The sequence below is a fragment of the Legionella sp. 16cNR16C genome (assembly GCF_021297775.1).
GTDB lineage: Bacteria > Pseudomonadota > Gammaproteobacteria > Legionellales > Legionellaceae > Legionella_C > Legionella_C quinlivanii_A.
Genome location: NZ_JAJTMX010000003.1, coordinates 1 through 25,891 on the forward strand (window position 1 = coordinate 1; position 25,891 = coordinate 25,891).

Here is a 25,891-nt window from a genome sequence, read left to right on the forward strand (position 1 = left end):
GCGGCTAAAGCCGCCACCCCTGAGCTTAAAGTCTGTACATCCAGCGGACTGTTGTTTGGATTAGTAGTGCCGCTGTTGGTGGTGGATCCAAGCTGGCCATATGCATTATCCCCCCAGCAATTAACAGCCCCGGTGCCGAGCAGGGCGCAGGTATGATTTAATCCTGCAGCTAAAGCGGCCACGCCAGTGTTTAAAGTCTGCACATCGAGCGGGCTATCATTGGTGTTAAAAGTACCACTGTTGGTGGTGGAACCGAGCTGGCCAGAAATGTTCACCCCCCAGCATTTAACGCCTCCCGTATCGAGCAGGGCACAGGTATGATAGGTTCCTTCGGTCAACGCCACTACTCCTGAACTTAGCGTTTGTACATCCAGCGGACTGTCGTTGGTATTAAAATTACCGCTGTTGATGGTCGAGCCGAGTTGGCCGAAGCGATTTTGCCCCCAGCATTTGGCAGCACCGATGGCCTGGATGCTGACTGGGATATTTATACTGTTATCAGCTCCTGTTGCCAGGATGAACAATGGGTTTAAAACGCCTGTTGCTGATGGCGTAGGGATGGAGTAGGTGAGCGTACAGCTTTGTTGGGGCTGCAACAGGGTTGGGCAGTTATTGGTAAAATAGTTACCCCACCCAAAAGGGAAACGAATATTCAACGCAGAAACCAGGCTTCCGCCGGTATTGGTAAGCACCAGTACCCCGCTATCGCCAGGGCGAAGCGACAAGGCTCCGACTGGCACGCCATACTGGCTTAACAGCAAATGCCCGAGCCCAGATGTCTGATTCACATTTAATTGCTTGTCTAAGGTGGGTTGGTAACATTGGTTGGGGTTAGCTTGTTCGCACAGAACCGGGCCGGTATGGATCCCTTGTGGTGGAATTGCTCCGCCATGGATGGTTAGGGTTAATTGGCAGCTGCTTAGTCTTCCGGCCAGATGACAGGCTGAAGCGCTGACTCCCGGGATAGGTTGTAAGATCAGGTTTTTCCACCTGGCCGACAAATTTGTTACAGTATAGGAAACCGTTGCTGTCTCAAACCCCGAAACCGTCACCACGGCAGGGCTTGGCGCTGAATATGTCCATAACGGGGTTGAGGCATGGAGCTGGCTATAAAGAATTAATCCTGCTGCTCCTAAATACCACAAAGCAATACGTTTCCCTTTATCCTGTATTATTCCCATTTGCAATCCTTATTGCTGTAGCCTACTTGCTGATTCAGCAGCGCAAAATTTCCATTAAATCATGAAAATACCTGAGTGGCTACCATGCCATATTCAGAAAAAGGAATGCCATCAGCTGACCTCATGCCAACCCTGAACGCTCCTCACAAAATTGCTCATGGTGAAAAATAAGAGAGTATCACTTTGTAAAATGAGCCACGATCGGCTTGGTAGATGATCTTTTGCTGATAATCTATCTACCTTTTGGGTGTTACTGCTTTATACTTATGTCTTACGTGAGACGACAGTTTAATATACAACTGAGCTTAACTTAATGGCAGTGAATCAATGGGTCAGACGTTATTTCGGGGATAGAATTCTCACTGAGCGGGTTCTGAAACAGGATTCGGGTCATCAGCTTTTCTATCTTCGTTTCATCGATGGGAGTGAATGGATTTATAAGCGGTTTGCCCAGGAAAACTGGTTGGGAACTACCGATTATCGATCAATTTCGAATAGCGAAGCGCTGAAATACCAGGTGAATTCAAATCTGGCTCAGCATTTCAATAATTATCAGGCCGCTTCCCCCAGTCAGATTTTCGAGGAAGAGCATACTATTCATTTGCTTTATCCCTATCATCAAGGCAAAACCATCCAGAAACCTGCATCTCAGCAGGCATTTATGTCCGGACAGGTGTTGGCAAGGATTCATTCCAGCCAGAAACCCGATTTAGACTTTCAGTATTGGCCCGCACTCTGCTGGCCGTCCGAGTTTAAACTGCAATCCTGGATAATGGATTTAATTCATCTAATCGAGAGCAATCCGGATTACAAAAGACAGGATTGGGTCGCCAGTCATCGTGATTTGCATATGGGGAATCTGCTTTGGTCAGGTAATCAGCTCGTTGCAATCATTGACTGGGAAAGCGCCGGCCTTATTCATCCCTTCGTTGAGTTAATTGGCCTGGCAATCAATTGTGCCGCTGTACCAGAGGCAATTTTCTGTGAAACTAATTTTTCCATGACGCTAAAAGGCTACCAGTCAATTGCCAGGCTTCCTCAGGAGGATGAGCTGTTATGGTATTTGTGCTTCCATAGCTGGTTATTATGGTTGCTGCATATCGGGAAAATGAATGCACCTGAACAGCTCAAACCAAGTCTTGATGCGATGAACGTCATTAAATGCAATCTAAAGCGCATGCAAAAAATTTATCTGGAACTGCAATAGCGAAATCGCATGTGCTATATCTAGCATATAGTTTCTGTAAAAATACAACATGAACATTCACCGATTGCTAGCTGGTTTGTTTATTGCCCTGTGTCTCTCCGATTTGGGTTTTGCAATGCGCTGTAAGCAGTCATTGGTATTTGAAGGTGACAGCAAATATATTGTAGAGCGCAAGTGCGGCCCTCCATTAGCAAAGGATATTTACCAGGACTCCTCCCTTCTGGTGAATAATTTCGATATTCCCTATGGTATTGCTTCTGATGTGTATGAAGTCTGGACCTATCAGCAGTCTCCTAATGAATTTCTTTATGAAGTGCTTTTTCAGAATGGCAGGGTCATTGCCATATCAGCAAACAGGAGCTTTTAGCCGGGCTGGCACGATTTGTAAAGCGCATGCAGGTAATCTGTTCTATCATTAATTTAAGGACTGATTTTTGCAGGAGAACACATGGGGAAGCGGCATGTAGTCAAGGCCAGTGAAGTCAGCGGAGTCAAAGTCAAAAATAATGCCGGAGAATATCTGGGCGATATTAATGAGGTGGTTCTTGATAAGATTTCAGGACGAGTGAACTATCTGGTTTTAGACTTTGGCGGTTTCATGGGATTTGGTAATAAATTTTTTGCTATTCCCTGGCATTTGTTCAACTACAATAAAGAAGATGACTGTTTTGTTTTGCAGATTGAAAAAGAGCGTCTGAAAAACGCTCCAGGATTTGACAAGGATAACTGGCCCAATTTTGCGGACAGCAGTTTTGCCTCGTCTCTGGAAAAATATTACGTATAACCGCTTATATCTACATTTGGTTATTGATCAACAGGTTATGATGTAATAATGTGTTATTTCTGCTTGGAAGGTTCTTCATTTGTAATCTGTACCCGTTCTGGAAGATGTGACTACAAGGAACATTCGCAACTTCAGTTAAATTTACCTTAGTTTATGACAGTGGATTGCATTTAACAGGGAATAACTAAAAAATGGATATTTTAAATCTCAGAGTTTTGCGTGGGCCTAATTACTGGTCAAATACCAGACAGAAACTGATTGCCATGAAGCTTGATCTAAAGGAGTTCGAGGAGTTTCCAAGTAGCGCAATTCCTGGATTCAATGAGAGTTTAAAACAATTACTGCCCTCGTTGTATAATCATTTCTGTTCGGAAAGCAGTGAGGGCGGGTTCTTTAAACGGCTTGATGATGGAACCTGGCTTGGCCATGTCATTGAGCATGTCGCTCTCGAACTTCAGTGGCTGGCGGGAATGGAGTGCGGCTTTGGCAGAACGCGCTCAGCCAACGAAAAAGGCATTTATCATGTCGTATTCTCCTATGAAATTGAGTCTGCAGGGCTTTATGCTGCCAAAGCGGCAGTCGAGCTGATAAGCACTCTGGCGCATCAGCGTCCCTATACCCTGGTAGACCATCATTTAGAGCAGCTAAAACAAATCAAACAGCATGAAGGGTTCGGACCTTCTACCCAATCCCTGGTGGATGAAGCGGCCAAACGAAATATTCCCTATGCGCGTTTGAATGATTCGTCGCTGATTATGTTGGGACATGGCTGTCAGCAAAAACTAATCTGCGCCACAGTCACTGGTCTGACCAGCAATATTGGTGTGGATAATGCGGCGGATAAAGAGCGAACCAAGCAATTATTGATGAACGACTATATTCCAGTTCCGCGCGGTATGATTATTGAAGATCTGAGCTCCCTGGGGCAGGCTCTGGAAAAAGTGGGCTATCCCTGTGTCATCAAACCAGTTGACGGCAATCACGGGCGAGGAATAACCACTAACATCTGCAATCAGGAAAAAGCGCGGGCGGCATTTCAGCTGGCAGCTGAGGTTTCTGACCGGATTATTGTGGAGCAGTTCATCAGCGGTCATGACTACCGATTTCTGGTGATTAATCACAAAGTCATTGCGGTGGCCAAACGTACCCCGGCTATGATTGTAGGAACCGGTACAGCCACTATACAACAGCTCATCGATGCCGTGAATCAGGATCCAAATCGTGGCGAGCATCATGAAAAGTTTCTGACCACTATCAAAATAGATGCCAGCACAATGGCTATTCTTGCGGAAAAAAATCTGAGCCTGGACTCCATTTTGCCAGCCGGAAAAGTATTGTATCTTAAACATACCGCCAATCTGAGCACGGGGGGCACTGCGGTTGATGTGACCAATATAGTCCATCCGCAAACCATATTTATAGCCGAACGGGTGTCGCGGGTTATGCACCTGGATATATGCGGTATTGATGTGGTGGCTGAAAATATTAGTTTACCCCTGAACGGAAGTAATGGGGCTATTATTGAAGTGAATGCAGGCCCTGGCTTTCGCATGCATCTTTCTCCCGAATGCGGAAAGGCACGTAATGTAGCCCGCCCAGTGATTGATATGCTATTCCCGGCAGGAAGCGAATCCCGCATTCCGCTAGTTGCGATAACCGGAACGAATGGCAAGACCACAACAGCAAGACTGGTTGCCTGGTTCGCCAGAAAAGCAGGCCGGCATGTGGGTTTGACTTCCACTGAAGGAATTTATATTAACGAGCAGGAAGTCTATCGAGGCGATTGCAGCGGGCCTTTCAGTGCCAGAGTGGTTCTTCGCGATCCCTTAGTCGACTACGCAGTACTCGAATGTGCAAGAGGCGGTATTTTACGTGAGGGTTTAGGGTTTGATCAGAGCAGCATCAGCATTGTGACCAATGTTTCTGAAGACCATCTTGGCCTTGATGAAATTCATACACTGGAAGAGCTCGCCCGTGTGAAGGAAGTGGTGCCGCGCAGTACCATGAAAACAGGATATGCCATTTTAAATGCTGATGATGATCTGGTGTATCAAATGAAGAACGCAGTGCAGGCTTCGGTGGCACTGTTTAGTATGCAGGCAGCCAATGAGCGGATCAGAACCCACTGTCAGGAGGGTGGTTTGGCAATTTATTTGTCGGACGGCTCAATTGTGCTTAAAGAAGGCAACAAAGAGGTAACAATCACGCATTTGTCCAAAATTCCGCTGACCTTTGGCGGTAAAGCTTCCGGAATGATCCAAAATGTTTTGCCCGCTGTGCTTGCTGGATATCTTTCCGGCTTTAGTCTTGAAAATATCGCTGCATGGCTGCATGAATTTCAGCCCAACGCTGAAAACCTTCCTGGGCGAATGAATTTGTTTGCTTTTGAAAATTACCGTATCCTCATTGATTATGGTCACAATGCAGCTGCTTTTGAGCATCTGGAGGGGTATATCAGTCAACAGCCGGCCACAAGAAAAATTGGTATTATCGCTGCAACCGGCGATCGTAAAATGACGGATATTCGTAAAATTGGAACCTATGCGGCCAGAATGTTTGATGAAATTATAATTCGTCATGACAAAGACGGCAGAGGGCGCAGTAATGAGGAGTTAACGACTTTGCTTCTGGAAGGAATAGAGCAGGCAAAAGACTTTGAATCCAAAGAGATTAAAATAATATCAGATGAAATGGATGCTCTGCAGCATGTCCTGCATAAGGCGGCTCCAGGCTCCTTCATTTTTTATTTTCCTGAGGATGTGATGACTGGAATTGCCCATATTAAAAAATTGCAGGCAAGTGCTCATGCAACGACGCTCGTAGCCAACTAGGAGCCTGTACATGCTTGCTAAAGGTAAAATGCTGATTATTGGCGGCGCGGAAGATGTGGGCGATAAAGAACCGCCATTCCCTTTGAGAGATACCGGAGAGTTACAGCGTTATGAAATTCTCCGGGAGTTATTCAATGCCTCAAAAAATAAAAAAATTGAAATCATTACTTCCGGAAGCCGTTTTCAGGAAGAAGTCAAAGAGCGTTATCAAAAGGCTTTTCATGATATTGGCTATAAGGCCCCCGGCTTTATCCATATTGAAGATAAAATGGAGGCAAGAGACAAGCATTACCTGAGCCGCGTAGAAGCTGCCGATGCGGTCTTTTTCACCGGAGGTGATCAATTCAGATTGGCAACTATCATCGGGGGAACCAGCCTCATTGATTTTATCCGCCAGCGTTATATTGATGACAGGCATTTTATTGTAGCCGGAACCAGTGCCGGGGCTATGGTGATGTCTTCCATCATGATTACAGAAGGTGGACTGGCAGAGGCGCTGATTGAGCAAGATTTAAAAACATCTTCAGGTTTGGGCTTTATCCAAAATTGCATTATTGATACTCATTTCATCAAGCGCGGGCGTTTTGCGCGTCTGGCTCATGCGATTATCATTAATCCCGATCAACTGGGAGTCGGTCTGGGTGAAGATACTGCCTTAATTATAAAAAACGGTTCAGAAGCAGAGTGTCGAGGCTCAGGAATGGTGGTTATTATTGACGGCAAGCACATACGCCAGACCAATATAACCGGAGTTCGTGATAATGAGCCGGTTTATGTTGAAAATCTGAAAGTTCATCTGCTGGTTAAAGGCTGTCGGTTTTCGATTAAAACACGTAAGCTTTACAATCCAACCAAAGTAACGCCTAAAAGAGGAAACAAGGATGAATAGGATTGCAATGGCCATCCACGGAGGAGCCAGTGAGGAAACGACTTTATTAAGAGATCATTTACCTGAATATGAGGAGAGTCTCAAAGTCGCTTTACACAAGGGCTACGAGGTGCTGCAAAAAGGCGGCTCTGCTCTGGATGCCGTCGAAGCGTCCGTCCGGCAATTAGAGGATGATGCGCTCTTCAATGCAGGCAGAGGCTCAGTGCTTAATAATCAGGGGGCCGTGGAAATGGACGCCTCTATTATGGATGGGCATATCCTGGATGCGGGCGCCGTCTCTATGGTTGAGCAGGTTAAAAATCCGGTTTCGCTGGCCAGAAAAATCATGACCCAGACGCATCATGTGTTTCTTTCCGGATATGGCGCGCTGGCTGTTGCCGAATTGAATAATCTTGAGCTAAAACCGAAAGATTATTTTGTCACTGAATATCAATATCAGCAGTATCTGGAAGCCTGTAAACGGGAGAGTACGAAAGATATTCTTGCCAAGAAAATTAAAGGCACTGTCGGGGCGGTGGCCTTGGATGCCCAGGGAAATCTGGCCGCAGCGACCTCTACAGGTGGAACAGGTAATTGTTTGCCGGGACGAGTCGGCGATAGTTGTATGATCGGCGCTGGTTGCTTTGCTGATAATAAATCCTGTGCTGTTTCCGGTACGGGTGAAGGTGAAGCCTTGATTACCCAGGTGGTTGCGCATACTATTGCCATGTTAATAGAGCTAAACCAGTGGTCGCTGGAGCAGGCTTGTGACTATGTGATTCATCAGCGAAATATTGCTCGAAGAGAAATGGGTGTTATTGCAGTAAATACAAAAGGTGAAATCCATTGTGCCTTTAATACAGAAATTATGAAGCGCGCATGGATTGGCAGTAATACGCCGATGCAGATAAAAATTTACTAAGAAGTTTTGTGATGTTGCGAATAGCCGTAATTGGCTGCGGGATTGCAGGTCCTGCCGCCGCACTTTTCTTACAACGATTAAACGCTGAGGTCAGTCTTTTTGACCGCGTTGAAAATTTAGCTCCACTGGGCGCCGGGTTCTTATTACAACCCGCTGGTCTCGATGTGCTGAATCAGCTTGGAATTGCTCAGTCACTAATTCTTAAAGGAGCCCCCATAGCGGGTTTGTCTGGTGTTAATCACCGAAATAAAGTCGTACTGGATTTACGTTACCGCGATTTGGTCAGGCATCATTTTGGATTAGGTATCCATCGAGCAGCCCTGTACCAGGAAATGTTTTCCAAAATAAAAGACACAGGAATTCGCATTATAAATCCCTGTGAGATTGTCTCATTCAGACAGTCAGCCGATGCAGTGGAATTGTATGACCATAAGGGGTGTATGCATGGGCCCTTTGATTGTGTCGTGATTGCCGATGGTTCACGCTCTCTGCTAAGACAACAGTTAGAGGTCAGGATTAAGGTCAAACCTTATGACTGGGGGGCTTTATGGACAATTGCCAGAGATTGCGACAGCCAGTTTAATCAAACCCTGGAGCAAGTGTATCGAAGTACTGAAATCATGGCAGGTGTTTTACCCATAGGCTTTGAAAGCCAGCAAACGATGGTCAGTTTTTTCTGGAGTATAAAAAAGCAGTATTTTCCGCAATGGCTTGCTACGCCTTTTGAACAGTGGAAAGAAGAAGTCACCACCATCTGGCCAGCCTTGCAGCCATTATTTGAGCAGCTGCACAGTCATCAGCAATTTGCGCTGGCTTCTTATGCTGATGTCAGGGTTTATCCCTGGCATGACCGGCGGGTAGTGGTCATTGGGGATGCTGCTCATGGGATGAGCCCGCAATTGGGTCAGGGTGCGAATTTAAGTTTGCTGGATGCCAGGACACTTTATGAGTGTATGAACCAGTTTCCTTTGCCGCAGGCTTTGTCAATGTATACCCATCGAAGAAAGGCGCAATTACGCTATTATCAGAACGCCAGTTGGTTTATCACGCCCTGGTTTCAATCTTCCCATTCGGGCATGGGAGTGTTGAGAGATTTGCTTCATGGCCTTTTCTGCAAAACGCCGTTTATTAAACAGCAAATGCTGCGCACCTTAGCCTGTATGAAAACAGGCTACTTCAGTTCCTTGCCGCTCAACGCTTTTAAGCCTTTATGCAAAGAAGAAATGGATTCCAACAAGGATTAAATAGTCGACTCTTTAGGCGGAATATTAATCTCGGGTTCCTTGGGTGTGGAAGGCAGAGGCAGATCAGGGGTATCGATGCCAGGTCTTTTTTCCATTGCTTTTTTATCAGCGTCCGCTTTTTTCTCAGCGCTAAGCAAAATGTGATCACTACTATTCACTAAATCAATAAACGACATGCGAGTTCTCCTTAACTCTTAACTTCATAGTAATTATAGAATATTTTGAAAGGCTTGGTTGTAGGGCATGAATTTGGCTCTACTTCAAGCATTTCCTGGATGCCTCAAATAAGCCCTGAGGGCTTCCCCTCATTTTTTATATAGCCAGCGAATGGCTTACAGATGGATTTCCGCCTACGCGAAAACGACACTATTTAAAGTCATTTTGACCTGATAGGGTACGTACTTGCCCAGCTTTGTTTCTCTAAGTTCCGGGCAAAATTCCACATCAACCTTCCCAGCGCAACTTCTGGGAGGATTGACCTGTCTTGTTTTGCCCAATAATGCCACGATGCGTTTGCAACTCCTGGGGGCAAACCAGGTGCTGGCAAAGCAGGGAAGTTATACTGATACCTTGACAATTCTGATAGTGACACCCTAAATCGCAAAGAGTGGGTGCCACTTTCTTTGACATCCTATCCCTCATCCTTAGCCGTATAACCGCAGCCTTCTTTCGGGCAGATAATTTGCCTTCCAAAGCGCTTGGTTTCCTTAACTGTCAACAGCGGCCAGGCGCACTGCGGGCAGGGGGTATCGATAGGTTCATTCCATAAGGCATAATCGCATTTTGGATAACCGCCGCAAGAGTAAAAGATCTTCCCTTTACGCGATTTGCGTTTCAGAATTTTGTGATTATGACACTTGGGGCATTCCACTCCGGTGTCCGCTGGTTTTTCTATGGGCTCCATGTGTTTGCAGTCAGGATAATTGCTGCAGCCGATGAAGCGGCCATAGCGGCCTGTTTTAATATGCAGCGCACCTTTACAATCAGGACATTGCCGGCCTTCAATGACTTCAGGCTCTGCTTTCTCTCCTTCCGGATTATTCAAATCCTGCGTGTAGTCGCATTCCGGATAGCCGGTGCAGCCGATAAATCGCCCGCGTTTGCCAAGACGTATTGATAGGGGTTTGCTGCATTTAGGGCATTGTTCATCCAGTATTTCCGAAGTGACATCCTTTCTCTGAACCTGGGTATCCGTAGTATGAATCTGACTTATGAATGGCTGCCAGAACTCTTCCAGTACGGGGATCCATTCTTTTTCACCGCGCGATACTTCATCGAGAGTATCTTCGAGTTTGGCGGTGAACTTATAATCCACATAACGAGTAAAATGACTCAGCAGAAAGCGATTTACAATTCGACCAACATCAGTAGGTACAAAGCGTTTCTTGTCCACTATCACGTATTCACGCTGTTGCAGGGTATGAATAATGGTCGCATAAGTCGAGGGACGGCCAATGTCATATTCTTCCAGCGCCTTAACCAGCGATGCCTCGCTATAGCGCGGCGGGGGTTCTGTGAAATGCTGATTGGCTGCAATATCAATAAGTTTTACTTTTTCTCCCACGGACATAGCGGGCAGCAAGCCTGAGTTTTCGTCATCGGTAGAATCGTCAATTCCTTCTTCATACACAGTAAGAAAGCCGGGAAAGGTGATTGTTGAGCCATTGGCGCGGAAAAGATTACCCGCACCGCAGCTTAAATCTACGGCAACGGTGTCAATTAATGCCTCTGACATCTGGCAGGCAACGGTCCGTTTCCAGATGAGATTGTAGAGTTTATATTGATCACTGGTCAGATATTGCTGGATAGACTCCGGGGTTTGCCTGATAGTCGTTGGGCGAATTGCTTCATGAGCTTCCTGAGCATTTTTCGATTTGGTTTTGAACATCCGTGGGCTTTTGGGGCAGTTTTTCTCGCCATAGCGCTGTTGAATGAAATCCCGAATCTCAAAAATCGCCTCATTGGCTAAACTGACCGAGTCAGTACGCATATAAGTGATCAAGCCGGCGGTGCCGGTGCCAATATCAATCCCTTCATAGAGCTGCTGGGCAACCATCATTGTTTTACGTGCTGTAAAGCCAAGCTTGCGAGCCGCCTCCTGCTGCAGAGTAGAAGTGATAAAAGGGGCTGCTGGATTACGTTTGCGCTGTTTCTTTTCAATATTATCGACAATAAGCTCGCCATTGGCAGCCTGTAATAACCGCTCTCTGACCTCATGTGCCTGCTCAGTGCCAGTAATACTGAACTGCTGCAGTTTATCTTTCTGATAATGAGTCAATCGGGCAGAAAAGGGGCTGGCATCATGCTGGCAGGAGGCAATAATCCGCCAATATTCCTGGGCCACAAAACGTTCAATTTCTTCTTCCCGTTCTACGATTAAACGGAGCGCTGGGCTTTGAACACGGCCCGCGGAAAGACCACGGCGTATTTTTTTCCATAAAAGCGGCGACAGATTGAAACCTACAAGATAGTCCAGCGCTCGTCTGGCTTGTTGTGCATTGACTAAATCCATTGAAATCTGACGCGGATTTTTAATTGCTTCCTGTATGGCTGATTTGGTAATCTCGTTAAAAAATATACGATGAACCGCTTTATTAGTGAGCAAATTACGCTCTTGCATCAATTCAAACACATGCCAGGAAATGGCCTCTCCTTCGCGATCGGGGTCGGTTGCGAGAAGCAGGGAATCCGATTTTTTTAAGGCTTTGGCGATTGACTCAATATGCCTTACATTTTTTTCAATGGGGCTATAAGTCATTTTAAAATGATTGTCGGGATTTACAGAGCCTTTTCGTGGGGGCAGATCTCTGACATGGCCATAAGAGGCAAGTACATCATAGTCATTACCCAAATATTTCTGGATGGTTTTGGCTTTAGCAGGTGATTCTACGATAACCAGGTGTTTACTCATAAAAGACCTTTATCCTTTAGAAGTTTCTTAACAGTATTGTTAGTATTATTGACTCGTCTCTTGCTATCAATGAAGCAATTATTCAGGTCTTGCCTGAAGGAGATTAGCTTATTTTTTTAATTAAGGATCATTAATGCAGAGGTAATTCATCTTCCTTTTGATATAGCACAAGATCAAGAAAAGCGAGTTGCACTGTATTTAAGCTTTCAGCCAGACAATTGCGAATAGTCCACTTTGTTTCCTGAAGCGTTACGAAACGAGACTCCGAAAAAAGAAGCTGATTAATGATCTGCTCCATCGTCTCGGAAGCAATGATTCCCAATAGCATTAACTTCATTAAAAACTGATAACTTGCCTTGGTGAATTTCATCTGCTCATCATAGGTAAACACTCTGATAGAGGAATCACGCGCTGCTCTGACAAAGAAAGAGTTTTTATCCTGAACGCTTTCTTCGCCATCTGCCTCGAGTCCTATATCAGATGAGCTTCCATCTTTTAATTGGGAAAGACTTTTCTCAAATAAATTCATTAGCATTTCAAACAAGCTGTCTTTCATTAATAACACCTCATGTAGCCGCCGGGTACTGCTTTGACAATGCCCTGTAATTCAAGTTCAGCCAAGCCACAGGCCACTTCATCGATTTGAATACCGCTGCGATTACAGATCTGATCAACGGTAGTGATTTCAAAACCAATGCACTTTACTAGGTTTTTATTATGTGTTGCAAGGGATTGTGCGGAACCACCTGCATTGTTAGACCAATTATCACATCCAAGCGCATCCAGAATATCGGCAGCTGAGGTCACCAGTCTGGCTCCCTGTTGTAAAAGATAGTGGCAGCCCCGCGCTTGTGGGTTATGTATAGAACCGGGTATGGCAAGTACATCACGGTTTTGCTCAAGTGCTAACCTGGCTGTAATCAGTGAGCCACTCTTAATTGCTGCCTCAACAACCAATGTGGCAATAGATAAACCACTTATTATACGATTTCTGCGAGGGAAATGTCCAGCGCTCGGTGGTTTCCCCAGAGGGAATTCACTTAAAATCAAGCCATTGCCGATAATTTTTTTTACAAGCAGGCGATGACGGGCAGGATAAACCACATCAATGCCGGTTCCCATGACCGCTATTGTTTGCCCCTTGGCATCAATACTGCCCTGATGGGCCTTCGCGTCAACGCCCAATGCACCTCCGCTGACGATGGTAATTTCTCTTCCGGCCAGTTCAAATGCAAAGCGATAGGCGATCTCATCTCCATTAACGGAAGGCTTACGGGTTCCCACCATCGCCAAAGTCTTATTTTTTATACAAGCCCAGTTTCCAATACCGTAAAGTACCAGCGGCGGGTCGTGAATTTCTTTTAACAAGGCAGGATAGTGTTCATCCTCCCAGGTCACCAGATGATGAATTGAGCTTTGCTGTTCCCATTTTAAATCCGCATCAATCATCGTTCTGTCAGCAGAGCTCAGGGCGGTGGCAAGCAGGGGAGTTAAGCCAGAAGCAATCATTTCCTCTTTAGACAAGGAGAAAAGTACTTCCAGACTTGGCCAGCGATTCAACAGGCGCTGTACAGTGCGTGGACCAATACCTTCAATGCGGTTTAGCAAAAGAAAAAAGCGTTTGTTACTCATGGATTAGTCACCTTATCGCCAAGATGAATTGCTCGAATTGAGCGCACAACCAACCCAAAACTGGTCTTTGAAAACGTTCTGAAAATCATTACTTCCCCGACCCGCTCGCGTGGAAGCAGAATTGGATTGGCGGTATCCAGAGGGTCGGCCACCAGTTTCCGTTCAGAATATATGCCAAGTACATCACCTGGCTCAAGACCTGCATCCTGACCGCGATCAATGACAGCAACTAATCCTACCGCGCCCTGGGTGTAATCGCCGGGCAAATCGATAATAGAGCCACAGACTGGGCTATTGGGGGTCTTAGGTTCGAAATATAAATTAAATTCGGGAAAATCATTGAGCATCACCCGATCTTTTAACCGAACTCCCTCGGTAATTTCAGTCAGCAGGATGGTGGCTGGCTCCCCGCCCCGCACTAATTCCGCATAGCCTACAAGTGTAGCCTTGTAGCCCAGTAAACGATTGGTTTCGGGTTCCATATAGGGGCAATTGGGACGATAAACGGCATAGGAAATAGTCGCTCCGCGCGGCATTTTACAATCCGGATGAAGATTTTTGACATAGACCTCATCTCCCTGTCCGCCCAGCATATGCTCGCCCATAAAAGCCACGATGTAGGGCGCTTTTCTCAGGCGATCTTCATCCATGACCAGCGAGGAGTTCAGGAAAGGTTTGATAACCATCAGTGGAATAGGAGGAATTGCCTCTTCAAGGGGACGCGGGCGGATATTTGGAGATAATTTAATGGTGCCATTCGATAGCACCTTAAGATAGGGCTGGTTATGTGCATAGCGCAGCTCAATGATAGCGCCCGGGTATAAACGATTAGGATTTTTTATTCGAGGGTTGGCGTGCCAGAGGGTCTTCCATTCCCATGGATTAGCAAGATATTTACAGGCGATACTCCAAAGGGTGTCACCGGGTTGCACAACATAACGGCGGGGTGAATCCTCCAGAATGGAGACTGCCTGCGTGGCGAATGAGATGAGCAAACCTATTATGACAAATAAATGCCGCATTTTTCTGTCCCTGAAACCTGTATATTAATCACATTTATAAGCAGAGCTTAGTTGGAGTATCTTGCAGTCGAACATTGTATTCGCGATAATATTATCCATCAACTATTTTTTTCACGAGTTTTCATGGCCATACGTAAAATTATTTATCTACCGGATCCTCGTCTGCGGCTGGTGGCGGAGCCGGTTCAGGAAATAACCGAAGAATTGCAGCAGCTGATTGATGATATGTTTGAAACCATGTACAGCGTTAACGGCGTTGGGCTTGCCGCTCCCCAGATTGGCATCAGCTTAAGGCTTTCTGTAATTGATATAGAAGGGGATAAGGCGAAGCAACTGGTGTTAATCAATCCGGAAATCATTGCTTCTGAAGGAAAAGTGGAGTACCAGGAAGGCTGCCTCTCGGTTCCCAGTGTATATGATACGGTGGTTCGAGCGGAGAAGGTAACTATTCGAGCTCTGGACCGCTACGGCAAGCCCTATGAAATGAGCGGTGAAGGGGTGTTGGGAGAGTGTTTTCAGCATGAGATTGACCATTTGAATGGTAAATTATTTGTTGACTTGCTGTCGCCTTTAAAACGCACTATGGCCAGAAGGAAACTGGATAAATTTAAACGTATGCAAGCCCGAAAATCATGACGTCTTCCTTATCGATTGTTTTCGCAGGCACCCCTGAATTTGGGGTTCCCTGTCTGGATGCTCTGGCTCGCTCAGGGCACCGCTTGCTGGCTGTTTATTCGCAGCCTGATCGCCCTGCCGGTCGTGGGCGTAAATTACAGGCTTCTGCGGTTAAAACCTGGGCATTGGAGAATCAGTATCCAGTTTATCAGCCGCTTAATTTTAAATCAGAATCGACAGTCGCTGAGCTTGCTGCATTAAAGCCTGATGTAATGGTGGTGATTGCCTATGGTTTAATTTTGCCAGCTCAGGTTTTGGCAATTCCTCGTCTTGGCTGTATCAATGTGCATGCATCGCTCTTGCCGCGCTGGCGTGGAGCCTCGCCAATTCAGCAAGCCATACTCCATGGCGATCCCAGAACGGGAGTAACCATTATGCAGATGGATGCCGGCATGGATACGGGTGCAAAACTGATGTCAGTGGACTGTGCCATCGAAGCTCAGGATACGGCAGGGAATTTGCACGACAAACTTTCATTGCTTTCGATAGCCCCTTTGCTGGAAACATTGAATTTATTGGCACAGGACAAGATAAATCCTGAAGCACAGAGCGCTGAAGGCGTGACCTATGCAGGAAAGATACAAAAAGAGCATGCCCTTATCGATTGGCAGCTGGGTGCTGATGTTATTGAGAGACAGATTAGAGCGTTTAATCCCTGGCCAATTAGTTATACCAGCACCGCAAGCGGCGAGATGATCAAAATTTATCAGGCCAAAGTAGAAACAGAAGTGAGTAATGCAGAACCCGGTACGGTTTTATCTGTAAGCAAGGAAGGGCTCTGTATAGCCACAGGCAGCGGTATTTTATCGATACAGCAGTTACAATTTGCGGGAGGAAAACCGCTTTCGATAACGGAATGGATGAATGCCGGCAAATACCACAGTCTGATTGGTCAGGTATTAAATGAAACCAAATGAACGTGCGCAGGCACTGAAGATTCTGATTGATCTGTTTGAAAACAAAGTTTCATTAAATCAGTCGTTGCAATCCCCCGAGATAAGCCCCTTAACCAAGGCGATTTGTTTTGGTGTTTGCCGTTATCATTATCGATTGCAGCTGATTGCCAGGCAACTACTGAATAAAAAGCCCGAGGCACCAGAGATCTGGCTATTGATCCTCATGGGATTATTCCAGTTACAGTATCTGAACAAGCCGGAGTATGCGACTGTTCAGGAAACAGTTGCCTTGCTCGACCGGCTCAAAAAGAGTTGGGCAAAAGGCTTGATTAATGCAGTATTGCGGCGTTTCTGCCGCGAAAAAGAGGTAATTCTGGCATCGCTGGAAAATAACCCGGCCTATTCCAGTAACCATCCGCAATGGTTAATCAAGGCTTTGAAAAAAGATTGGCCCAATAATTATCAGTACATTTTAACTGCCAATGACCAGCATCCTCCCCTCTACTTACGCACGAATCAGCTGAAAACATCCCGCGATGCTTATTTGGCGCAACTTGAGCAGGCAGGTATTGAAGTGGCAGCACCGCCTTATTTACCGCATGGCATCCAAATTGATACCGCAGTGGATATTCGCGAATTACCTGGTTATGCCGAGGGGTATTTTTCAGTGCAGGACGGCTCCGCGCAAGCGGCTGTTAAGTTATTGGCGCTTGAACCGGGTCTTCGAGTGCTGGACGCCTGCTGCGCTCCTGGCGGAAAAACCAGTTATATTCTTGAGTCCCAGGCCGATTTACAGGAATGTGTCGCTGTGGATGTCGAGCAGAGGCGTTTGCAGCGGGTGCAGGAAAATCTGGCACGATTACAACTTAAAGCGACGGTGTTGCAGGGAAATGTTCTAATGCCTTCGGATTGGTGGGATGGTCAATTGTTTGACCGCATTCTGCTCGATGCCCCTTGTTCGGCTACGGGCGTTATTCGCCGGCATCCTGATATCAAAATTATCAGGCAGGAGCAGGATATTGACCCTGTTGTTAGCTTGCAAAAGCAGTTGCTGCATGCAGTCTGGCCCTTGCTGAAAAAAGGAGGATTACTAGTCTATGCAACCTGTTCCATACTAAAGCGCGAAAATGAAGATCAAATCAAAGCGTTTCTAAAAGAGCAGTCTGAATGCCGGGTTTTGCCGATTAATCCTCCCTGGGGAAGCGCCAATGAATACGGCTGGCAGATTTTACCGGGCCAGGAAAATTGTGATGGATTTTTTTATAGCGTTCTGCGTAAGGATTAAAAGACAATGTATTGGCCGATGATTCTTTTTTTATTTATTCTGGCTCTCCCCGGGATTTTTATTACCTTACCTCGTTTAATCGTGATGCTGTTACCGAATAACAGTCCAACGGTGCAGAAAAAAATGAGTCGTCTCGTTGTGATTCAAACCCTGATTATGGTGCTGTTAATGGCAGTGGCAGGTACCGTTTTATCCACCAAAACAGGATTAGGCGATCCGCTTTTGTCAGCCTTATTAAGCGGCAAAGAAATCTGGCGGCATATTCAGGATGCTTTATTGGCAACTGGCCTTTTGACTCTGGTTGGCCTGGTAGGGTTTCTTCTGCTGTATTACGGGCTGGCTGCCAGAGTACTTGAGCCGCCTACGCTGCTTGCTTTAAAAACATTTCGGCAGAAAATTGGTCTTGATGGCTGTGTTCTTTATGGTGGTGTGGTTGATGAGATACTTGCCCGCTGGGGATTATTGAATGTCATTCTTTATTTCGCCATGTTATTTTCTGGCCAGAAGAGCGATGCGATGGTGTGGGCTTCCATTGTCATCAGCGGCTTATTTTTTTCAATAAGCCAGCTTCCCGCTTATCTGGCCGCCGGATGCCGTGCCAGCCGCCAGTTTGTTTATATCATGTTATTGTTATCCCTGTGGCAAGCGCTGATTTTTGGCTACATTTTCTGGCAGTATGGTCTGCTGATTACGATATTTGCCCATATGATTTTTTATCTGGGATGGTATCTGTATGATAAAAACTAGTGCAGTGCTGTCTCAGGACACTGTCTATCGGCTTTTACCTGTTGATTGTCTGCAAAGAGGACGCTATCAACCGCGCCTTGATTTTGATGAGCACTTATTGGCCGAGCTTGCGCAATCGATTGCAGCCCAGGGATTGATTGAACCGCTGGTGGTCCGGGAAATAGCCAGCAACTGCTATGAAATTATTGCCGGAGAACGACGCTGGCGTGCAGCCAGAATGGCTGGTTTAACCCAAATACCCTGTATGATTGGCCAATATTCCGATCAACAGGCTGCTGCCCTGACGCTGATCGAAAATATCCAGCGCCAGGAACTTAATCTGATTGAAGAGGCCAGCGGCTATCGTCGTTTATGCGATGAGTTCCATTTCCGCCAGGATGAAATCGCCATTTTGGTTGGAAAGTCTCGTAGTCATGTCACCAATATTATGCGGCTGCTTGGTTTAAGTTCAGAAGTGCAATTGTTGCTTCGAGAGGGGAAGTTGAGCTTTGGCCATGCTCGTTTACTGGTGGGCCTGCCGCCTGCTCAGCAGTTGCTTTTAGCCAGACAAATGATAGAGCAGGACTGGTCGGTCAGACAGAGCGAGCAGGAAATAAAAAAATTTAAAACGCAGCAGGAAGAAGTTTCCGCCTCATTTAAAGACCGTGATGTCTTACAGCTTGAGATGAAACTATCGGAACAGGTGGGGGCGCCTGTCGAAATAATCAGCGAGAAAGGAACGGGCGGCTGGTTAAAGGTAAAATTTTTCAATAATGATACGCTTGCAGGTCTTCTTGACCGCATGGGCTTGCGGTATGATTAGCAACATTTTTCTGATTTTATAATCACATCACTAAGGAACCTCATCGATGAAAAGGATCTTGTCGTGCGCATTGCTTAGCCTGATAATTACGGATCTCTGCCATGCCACCATCAAAGGCGGGGCTGACCGGCTGATTAATCAGGTCGATCCGGCAACTAATATCGGCATAGAAGTTATTGATTTAAACACAGGAACAACCCTTTACCGCCGAAACCAGGATCAGCCGTTTGTGCCTGCCAGTAACATGAAGCTATTTTCCGATGCGGCGGCTCTAATGGTGCTCGGCCCTGATTACCGCTTCATCAATACCTTAAGTACAAATGCTTCCCAGTTACAGAACGGGGTTCTCAAAGGTTCTCTGTATCTGAAGTTGTCTGGTGATCCTTCGTTTAGCCGCGAGCGCCTGGCCAATTTGCTTGCAGTATTAAAAAACTGGCATATTAACCATATTCAGGGCAATGTGATTATCGATAGCAGCCATGCGGTAGTTAATCCTTACGCTCCTGGCTGGATGACCAGCGATTTAGCCTATAGCTATGGCGCTCCCTTAGGGCCGACCATGATTGATGCCAATCGCATGGTAGCAACCGTCAATCCTGGCGGGAGACCAGGAGAGCCGGCTGTTGTGGAAGTGGATGATGATAGCGGAAGTATTATAGTTAACAATGAAGTGAAAACCAAAGAAAAATCAGCGCGTTGCGGTGTTTCTTTTGTGATGGATCAGGAAAATCATTTAAATGTGAGAGGTTGTATTGGTGTCGGTCAGTGGGCAATCCAGCAAAAAATGGCGATCCGCAATCCTTTAGCCTATGCGAAAGGTCTGGTTCGTCAGCAATTATCTAAAGAGAATATCATTCTGGATGGCAATGTCCTTCTTGGTGGTACACCAAGCGGCGCGATGTTGCTGGCTACAGACTCTTCCAAGCCCATTGCGCAACTTATGGCTGATACATTGAAACCTTCGGATAATCTGTATGCGGACAGTCTGTTTTTGCATGCGGCGCATAAATTACATGGTTCTCCGCAAAATTGGCCTGAAGCACAGCAGACTGTAAAAAAATTCTTACAGGATCAAACCGGTATTCCCTTGCAGCAAGCAATTCTGACCGATGGTTCGGGCTTATCGCGTAATGATTTGTTAACTGCAGGTCAAACAGTAAATCTGCTTCGTTTTCTATATGAACGATTCCCTCTGGCCTATGAATATATTGCTGCGTTGCCAGTGTCCGGGCGCGACGGTACATTGCAACGGCGATTTAAACGGCCTGAGCAGCAGGATATGGTGCGGGCAAAAACGGGTACCATGACCGGTATTGTGAGTTTGTCGGGTTATCTGTACACCGCGAATGGCCATACGCTGGCTTTTGCGATGTATATTAATAACCGCCCGGGCACCAGTCCTTCCATTTCTGGAAAATACCGCTATCTGATTGACGCTTTGTGTACCTATTTTTTACAGCAAAAGCCTGGAAACAATTCCTGGTCACGGATGTTTGCTTCAAAAAATAGAATCAAGTATCAGATGAACCCGACTCAGGCGGAACAGCAACGCGGCAAGCAAGCTCGCTGGCGCCGTCTGGAGACAGTGGTTAAACAGGCTGTGAATGGGCAGGCGGTGACTGTAATTTATCGCGGTAATGAACTATTGCTGAAAGACACCCAGTCTGATCCCGGCAGAGTACTGAATGCCTTACTGGCTTTGAAGAAAAAATATCCCTTTGCAATTGCCGTGTCTTCAAAGACATCCATAGGAGGAAACCTGTTATGGATGGACACGGCCAGCCTGCCTGGTGATTCACAACGAGTATGGATGATCCGAGAAGCGGTTAGCTAGTATGTGAGGGGCTGATCTTTAACTGTTCAGCCCCTACGCAAAAAACTGTCTTTGCGAGCGTTAGCGAAGCAATTGTAAGCTTCTTGCTTTGTTCAAACTCTGATCTTGCTTCACTTTGTTCGCAAAGACAACAGGTTAGTTGCTCGATTCTTTTATGCAACAATGACACGCGGAAATGACCACTCGAATATTTCATTTAACAGAAAAATTGAAATAAGTCTTCGGAAAGGGTTCATCTTTTAATGTAAAATGCCACCATTCTTTGGCATAGGGTTTAAACCCGCCCTTGATCATCAGTGTTCTAAGCAATAAACGATTTTTCTTCTGCTCAGCGCTAAGCTCTTTATAAAAAACATGAGCACTGGGATCCAGACAATCAAAACGTGTCCCGGTATTAATACTGTTATCATCCTGATAATTGCGTGACTTTCCGAAACAAGCGGTGCCTGGTCGAGAGGTCCCTTTGTTAAGTGATGACAGTGACACCAGGGTTAAATCAACGGTACTGCCTCGACTGTGGCCTGAAGAAAGCGCGATATAACCTTTCTCGAAAAGCTCGGATTTTTCCACTCTGGGATAGTAATAAGGCTTCTCGCGATTCTCTTTTATATTTTGGCTCCAGTTATAAAAAGCTTTAACCGCTTTCGTAGGCCGATAGCAATCATATACTTTTAGCGTATAACCCAAACGTTTCGCCTGTGCTTCTATCTTTGCCAGGTGATTCGCTGCTTGCCGAGTAAGAATACAGCGCCCGCTCAAATAACCTGGCACCACTTTTCCCGTAAAGTTATTGGAGTTGGCATAACGGAGCTCCTCGATAATATCCGGAGCTGCATCCTGCAAATACACAAAATCTGAGGCCAGAGCGAAACAGGGGAAATTGACCAGAAAGAGAAGTAATCCTTTAAAACGACGCATAAGTATTCCTATGGGGGTTAGTTCTTAGTTAAAAACAGCCAAAATAAATGTAACAAAAGTGTAAATTAAATGCATGCTGTCTAAATAATAATATTTCCTTAAGTGAAATTCTATAATTTGAGTAGAACCAGATTTTTTGGAGTAGCTAATGTCTTTAGCTGAGAATATTAGAAAATACATCGATAGCAAAGATGATGTTGTAGCGTATAACAAAATTAAGAAAGAATTTTTTTCCGATGTTCTTGAGCAACTTGAGAACGGCAAGTTGTCCGCAGAATATCTGAGTAGAAAAATTTCTGAATTGTCTAAAGAGGAGCGGGATGCGCTTTTTTATAAACGTTCGCGCGGAAAGCCCTCCATTTCCAGTAAAGCCGCTCAGTTAATCTCGGATATTTATGTTTATTATCTGGGTATTCCAATTCGCGACATCTCCCTCGCCGTGCTTGTCGCAGAAGGTCTTAATGATACTAATTTTAACAGGATTTGCCAGCACCCTTATGACGCATGGTTAAAATCACCATCTCGACTTTCCCGCCAGGTCTGGTTGCAGCGCCAGCTTTTAAGCGATTTGAAGCTTACAATTCCTGAGGTGGTCAATACAGAGATACTGGAAACTGGATTAAAAAATGGCCTGGATGATGGCACTGTCCGCTTAGGCGATAGTTTCCTGACTGTGATAAAGCGTGCCCCCCGATTTCTGACTGTTTTAATCAATAAGCTATATAAACAGTATCAAGGCGAAGAAAGAGAACAGGAGTTCACTGAATCTTTAAAAAGCGAAATACTCCCTTTGCTTGATGAGCAGGACGAAGAGTATGCAGAGCGTAATCAGCAATTACTTATTTCGTTGGTTCAGACCGATGTTCCTATACTGACTGCTCTGACTAAAGCACGGCCAAGATTCTTCCTCTCACTGAATCAGTCTGCGCAAAAAGATGTACTCAATGCACTAAGTTTTGAAGAAACCACCGCCTTAGAAGCCAGTTTAACTGATTATTTGAAAAAGGTTGACCCGGTAATGGCTGCTCACGGGCTGGAAGAAATTTCCAACTTTTTGGCTGGAGAAAAAGGCTCACAGGAACAAAGCGGCTCGGATTCTATTTTAATCAGTTTGCGAGATCGCATTAAAATTCGTCAGGGAGAGAAAGCGGCTTCATTTGTCCACTCTGCTCAGGCACGAAAGGCCTTGTTAGCCATTCGAACCTATTTGCAACAAAACCCGGATGATTATAAAAGCCATGTTTTTTCCGAATTGGCCTCCCGAATCAGGAATGAAAGGGACATCAGTGTGGAAATGCTTAAGGATATCCTGGCATCAGCTGATTTACCCAGGTTATTTGCCAAATGGTCAGGTCCCACCCGCTCCCGGGCTGCGGGCTTAATGACGCAATTATTTAACATCGCCAGCCTGGGAGAGAACCTGACTCCTGCTGAGCAACAACGAATGGTAACCGATGGCGAGCTGCCGTTAGTGTTAGATAAAGAGGACAAACTGGACAGGGTAATCAACAATCATATTGAACAATCCCTGATGGACCCGATAAAAGCCCGCGGCTCTTTGCTAGGCCGCACTGTTGAAAGTGAATTGAGTGTTTACAAAACACTGGCTAATCTCGGTCAGTATAATCTTGGAAAAAACAGCCAGCGTGCCGAGATAATTTATCAGCAGTTTTTAATCAATAAGGGAATAGCAATTGCTGAGAGACAAGAGCCGCCTGTTTTTGATACGCAAGGACATGTGTTACTGGAAGTCCATCTCACTCAGGAAGATATGGATGAGATAATCGGCCAAATCACTGAAGGCAATGATACCCATGGCAGTCTCGAAAAACTGGCGGCAGCGATGGGGGTTGAACGCATTACGGAAACTACCTTCTGTAATCTCGATGTCAGTTTTCATCCACGTCTGCGCAGACAGTTTCTAGCCTATGTTGAAGCATCCGCAGGTCAAGCCGTGAATCCCTCCGTGATTATCCATGAATCCTATAAGCCCTTACCTGAGGAAAAAAGCATCACTTCACATCTTGAAGAGTTATTTGACAAGGGAGAGCAGGGAAGCATTATTCCGCTTCAGGAAGAAATGACCATGCATGCTTCTCTTGCGTTAAGGGCAATTGAGCGCCTGCTTATTCAGAAAGATTTATTAAACGCCAATGAGTCCATATTCTCAACTGAAGAAAAGCAACAACTGTTTGAGCAAATCAATAAGAGAGTAATGCTTCGCTATCATGCAGCTCTAAGGGATAGTATTGCCAGAAAGGGTTCATTGGTGGTGACTGAGTTAAATAAAGAGCTTGATGGCACAAGAAAGAAATTGTCCTCTGAAGTTCGAGAGTTACTGCGTGACGCTATGAGGGAGAAGTTAAGTCATGCTGATAATCTGGAGGACTATCAGGCGGCTATAAAAGAATTAAAGAAAGACCATTTTACCAGTACCACAGGTTCTGCTATGGACTATTTACATACAGATGCCAGCAATCAACTGGTGATGCGAGTTAGCGCAACGGAAGAGACTGCGCACAATAAACAGAAAGGGGCTAACCGCCAGGCATTCCGAGCGATTGCACGTAACCGCTATAATCCACAGGAAGAAACTGTTGCAGCTTTCAAACATCAGGCAGTAGACGCACGTGTGCCCTCGATAGCAGTGCTGGGTGCGACCGATGCAATTCGAGATGTGGCTGATAAACTGGCCGTTGATGTGACTCGATTACACAATAAAAACCCAGGTTACCGCTCACCGGTTGTTTATAATCTGCTGACTTCTTTGTATACGCGCATTGGTGATAATGGGCCGGGAGCCAATCAGCAGCGGGAAAGTGCCAGATTAATTCTGCAGGGAGCGCATTTATATAATAAAGAACAATTGAGCGCATCCAGACTTGATTCTCTCGTCTATGTGCAGAATATTCCGGTTAATCAGCATACTCTCAAACTGGATCCATCGGCGTTTGACGATGTGACCAGAGAAGCTACCCTAATGACTCAAATGGCGATGATCTCAAGTTTGCTGCATTATCGTGCCCATTTACCGCCCTCATTGAGTGAGAGTCTGGCCAAGGCTCATGAACGCTTACAAAGCAATTACTTCAATTATCTAAATACAGAAATGACAGAGTGCCCGTTTTATAAGGATTCCTCATCTGGAAAAGAGAGTCTCGGTTATTTTGAAATGATGCGAGGTGAATGGAAAAATGCAGTCATCCAGCCCGCCGGTAATGATCTCCATGCCCTGGTAGCGCAGGTTCTGCTTAAAGCGCTGGCTAATGGCGATTATCGTAATGAGCAGTTCGGTATGCTGATGCAATCACTGTCTATCTTTATTGAGCCGACCTCAATGGCGGGCTGTAAAAGTGCGAATGAGCGATACCAGGCGGTTGCAGGGCGAGTGGCATTATTATGGAGTATGGCGGAGCCTGTTGAGCATTCCAGTAAACCAAAGGAAGAATTGCTTGCCAGTCTAAAAGCTTATGTTAATGAAGCGGTCCCGATGAAAGAAGTGCAGAAACAGCTGGATATTGCCTACAATTGCTCCATACCCTATGGCGGCGCCTGTTATCATAGCCATGCTGATCAGGGAGGCCCTTCCAAATTGGAAAAAACAGATCATCAGGGTGGAAAACTAGGCTTTTTTGATTTCAATACCAATATTGCCGAAAGCGGCTATGTCGATCGCCTGGTGCAAAAAAATGCCTCGTCAATGCAAGCCCACAAAGTGGCCAAAGTCATGGTGGAAGAGTTTAGCAATGATTTTGCCAGTTACACTGCAGCCAGAGATCAGGAGCTTCATTTACTATAATAAGCGACTCAACAGCTTAGATCGGGCGCTTCGCTCATAGCCGCCAGGCTAAGAAGTATTGTTATCCCCTCTCCCCCGCTGCGCGCGGTGGAGAGGGGATCAGAAATTCTAAGCCTGGCGGCTATGAGCGAAGCGCCCGACATTTCCTTGATTCGGGCAAAGATCCAACCTGTCTGAGAATGTCGAAACGCTGCTTCATCGGTTAAAACGTTTTTCTTTGGGTAACTTATCGGGCTTTGTTCCCTGCAAATTGGAAGGCGGTTCTTTATTGACCGCTTTGTCTTTCCTCTCTACCGCCTGCGGTTGTGGGCTGGATGTGTGACGAGTCATAAA

Annotated in this window: 23 protein-coding genes; 15 read left to right on the plus strand and 8 right to left on the minus strand. The window is 45.8% G+C overall.

All coding sequences use genetic code 11. The features are described 5' to 3' along the window. Positions 1 to 1,181: RCC1 domain-containing protein (locus LXA66_RS09955; RefSeq protein ID WP_370637237.1), on the minus strand; the 1,181-nt coding region annotated here is incomplete at its 3' end. Between the two features lie 313 nt (positions 1,182 to 1,494). Between LXA66_RS09955 and LXA66_RS09960 the strand changes: the two genes are divergently transcribed. From LXA66_RS09960 to LXA66_RS09990, 7 genes are all read left to right on the plus strand, one after another. After that, on the plus strand, positions 1,495 to 2,388 hold the full coding sequence (locus LXA66_RS09960) for a phosphotransferase enzyme family protein (RefSeq protein WP_233013042.1): 894 nt from the start codon (positions 1,495 to 1,497) through the stop codon (positions 2,386 to 2,388). A gap of 49 nt (positions 2,389 to 2,437) precedes the next feature. After that, positions 2,438 to 2,755, plus strand: a complete 318-nt coding sequence (locus LXA66_RS09965) for a DUF2845 domain-containing protein (RefSeq protein ID WP_233013043.1) — start codon at positions 2,438 to 2,440, stop codon at positions 2,753 to 2,755. A gap of 81 nt (positions 2,756 to 2,836) precedes the next feature. Continuing rightward, positions 2,837 to 3,172 carry a PRC-barrel domain-containing protein gene (locus LXA66_RS09970; RefSeq protein WP_058506281.1) on the plus strand — a complete coding sequence of 112 codons (336 nt, stop codon included), beginning with the start codon at positions 2,837 to 2,839 and terminating at the stop codon, positions 3,170 to 3,172. 191 nt (positions 3,173 to 3,363) lie between these two features. Then, a complete protein-coding gene (cphA, locus tag LXA66_RS09975) occupies positions 3,364 to 6,003 on the plus strand; it encodes a cyanophycin synthetase (protein ID WP_233013044.1) in 2,640 nt (879 codons plus the stop codon). Between the two features lie 10 nt (positions 6,004 to 6,013). Then, positions 6,014 to 6,892 carry a cyanophycinase gene (locus tag LXA66_RS09980; protein WP_112220170.1) on the plus strand — a complete coding sequence of 293 codons (879 nt, stop codon included), beginning with the start codon at positions 6,014 to 6,016 and terminating at the stop codon, positions 6,890 to 6,892. Then, positions 6,885 to 7,793, plus strand: a complete 909-nt coding sequence (locus tag LXA66_RS09985) for an isoaspartyl peptidase/L-asparaginase family protein (RefSeq protein ID WP_112220169.1) — start codon at positions 6,885 to 6,887, stop codon at positions 7,791 to 7,793. Before LXA66_RS09980 ends, LXA66_RS09985 begins: the two co-directional genes overlap by 8 nt. Before the next feature lie 11 nt (positions 7,794 to 7,804). After that, a complete protein-coding gene (locus tag LXA66_RS09990; RefSeq protein ID WP_233013045.1) occupies positions 7,805 to 9,037 on the plus strand; it encodes an NAD(P)/FAD-dependent oxidoreductase in 1,233 nt (410 codons plus the stop codon). Here LXA66_RS09990 and LXA66_RS09995 read toward each other — a convergent pair. After that, entirely contained in the window at positions 9,034 to 9,213 is a 180-nt protein-coding gene (locus LXA66_RS09995) for a hypothetical protein (RefSeq protein WP_233013046.1), read from the minus strand. The two genes, LXA66_RS09990 and LXA66_RS09995, sit on opposite strands and share 4 nt — an antisense overlap. A 226-nt stretch (positions 9,214 to 9,439) precedes the next feature. On the opposite strand from LXA66_RS09995, the gene LXA66_RS10000 reads away from it, so the two are divergent. Next, entirely contained in the window at positions 9,440 to 9,634 is a 195-nt protein-coding gene (locus tag LXA66_RS10000; protein WP_233013047.1) for a hypothetical protein, read from the plus strand. 34 nt (positions 9,635 to 9,668) lie between these two features. Here LXA66_RS10000 and topA read toward each other — a convergent pair whose 3' ends face one another. The 4 genes from topA to LXA66_RS10020 form a co-directional block, all read right to left on the minus strand. Beyond that, the gene (gene topA, locus LXA66_RS10005) at positions 9,669 to 11,948 is read right to left on the minus strand and encodes a type I DNA topoisomerase (RefSeq protein WP_233013048.1); all 2,280 of its coding nucleotides are present in this window, start codon (positions 11,946 to 11,948) and stop codon (positions 9,669 to 9,671) included. 130 nt (positions 11,949 to 12,078) lie between these two features. Continuing rightward, positions 12,079 to 12,504: a DUF494 family protein gene (locus LXA66_RS10010; RefSeq protein ID WP_133139411.1), complete on the minus strand. Its 426-nt coding sequence runs from the start codon at positions 12,502 to 12,504 to the stop codon at positions 12,079 to 12,081. Further along, complete coding sequence (gene dprA / locus LXA66_RS10015) at positions 12,504 to 13,580, minus strand: DNA-processing protein DprA (RefSeq protein ID WP_233013049.1); 1,077 nt, start codon at positions 13,578 to 13,580, stop codon at positions 12,504 to 12,506. Before dprA ends, LXA66_RS10010 begins: the two co-directional genes overlap by 1 nt. Continuing rightward, entirely contained in the window at positions 13,577 to 14,602 is a 1,026-nt protein-coding gene (locus LXA66_RS10020) for a LysM peptidoglycan-binding domain-containing protein (protein ID WP_233013050.1), read from the minus strand. The genes dprA and LXA66_RS10020 overlap by 4 nt, the downstream gene beginning before the upstream one ends. 123 nt (positions 14,603 to 14,725) lie before the next feature. Between LXA66_RS10020 and def the strand changes: the two genes are divergently transcribed. From def to dacB, 6 genes are read left to right on the plus strand one after another with little or no spacing between them, the layout of a single operon-like run. Then, positions 14,726 to 15,238 carry a peptide deformylase gene (gene def, locus LXA66_RS10025; protein WP_112220194.1) on the plus strand — a complete coding sequence of 171 codons (513 nt, stop codon included), beginning with the start codon at positions 14,726 to 14,728 and terminating at the stop codon, positions 15,236 to 15,238. After that, positions 15,235 to 16,194 carry a methionyl-tRNA formyltransferase gene (gene fmt / locus LXA66_RS10030; protein ID WP_233013051.1) on the plus strand — a complete coding sequence of 320 codons (960 nt, stop codon included), beginning with the start codon at positions 15,235 to 15,237 and terminating at the stop codon, positions 16,192 to 16,194. Before def ends, fmt begins: the two co-directional genes overlap by 4 nt. Further along, complete coding sequence (gene rsmB, locus LXA66_RS10035) at positions 16,181 to 17,458, plus strand: 16S rRNA (cytosine(967)-C(5))-methyltransferase RsmB (protein WP_233013052.1); 1,278 nt, start codon at positions 16,181 to 16,183, stop codon at positions 17,456 to 17,458. The genes fmt and rsmB overlap by 14 nt, the downstream gene beginning before the upstream one ends. A gap of 6 nt (positions 17,459 to 17,464) precedes the next feature. Then, complete coding sequence (locus LXA66_RS10040) at positions 17,465 to 18,205, plus strand: CPBP family intramembrane metalloprotease (protein ID WP_233013053.1); 741 nt, start codon at positions 17,465 to 17,467, stop codon at positions 18,203 to 18,205. Then, positions 18,192 to 19,007 carry a ParB/RepB/Spo0J family partition protein gene (locus tag LXA66_RS10045; RefSeq protein WP_233013054.1) on the plus strand — a complete coding sequence of 272 codons (816 nt, stop codon included), beginning with the start codon at positions 18,192 to 18,194 and terminating at the stop codon, positions 19,005 to 19,007. Before LXA66_RS10040 ends, LXA66_RS10045 begins: the two co-directional genes overlap by 14 nt. A 46-nt stretch (positions 19,008 to 19,053) precedes the next feature. Next, positions 19,054 to 20,841: a D-alanyl-D-alanine carboxypeptidase/D-alanyl-D-alanine-endopeptidase gene (gene dacB, locus LXA66_RS10050; protein WP_233013055.1), complete on the plus strand. Its 1,788-nt coding sequence runs from the start codon at positions 19,054 to 19,056 to the stop codon at positions 20,839 to 20,841. Positions 20,842 to 21,033: 192 nt separating this feature from the next. Here dacB and LXA66_RS10055 read toward each other — a convergent pair whose 3' ends face one another. Further along, positions 21,034 to 21,759, minus strand: coding sequence for a M15 family metallopeptidase (locus LXA66_RS10055; protein WP_233013056.1), 726 nt, complete (start codon positions 21,757 to 21,759; stop codon positions 21,034 to 21,036). Positions 21,760 to 21,907: 148 nt separating this feature from the next. On the opposite strand from LXA66_RS10055, the gene LXA66_RS10060 reads away from it, so the two are divergent. After that, positions 21,908 to 25,558, plus strand: a complete 3,651-nt coding sequence (locus LXA66_RS10060; RefSeq protein ID WP_233013057.1) for a hypothetical protein — start codon at positions 21,908 to 21,910, stop codon at positions 25,556 to 25,558. Between the two features lie 195 nt (positions 25,559 to 25,753). Here the strand turns inward: LXA66_RS10060 and LXA66_RS15835 are convergent, their stop codons facing one another. Continuing rightward, complete coding sequence (locus LXA66_RS15835; protein WP_255665355.1) at positions 25,754 to 25,888, minus strand: hypothetical protein; 135 nt, start codon at positions 25,886 to 25,888, stop codon at positions 25,754 to 25,756. Between the last annotated feature and the right edge of the window lie 3 nt (positions 25,889 to 25,891).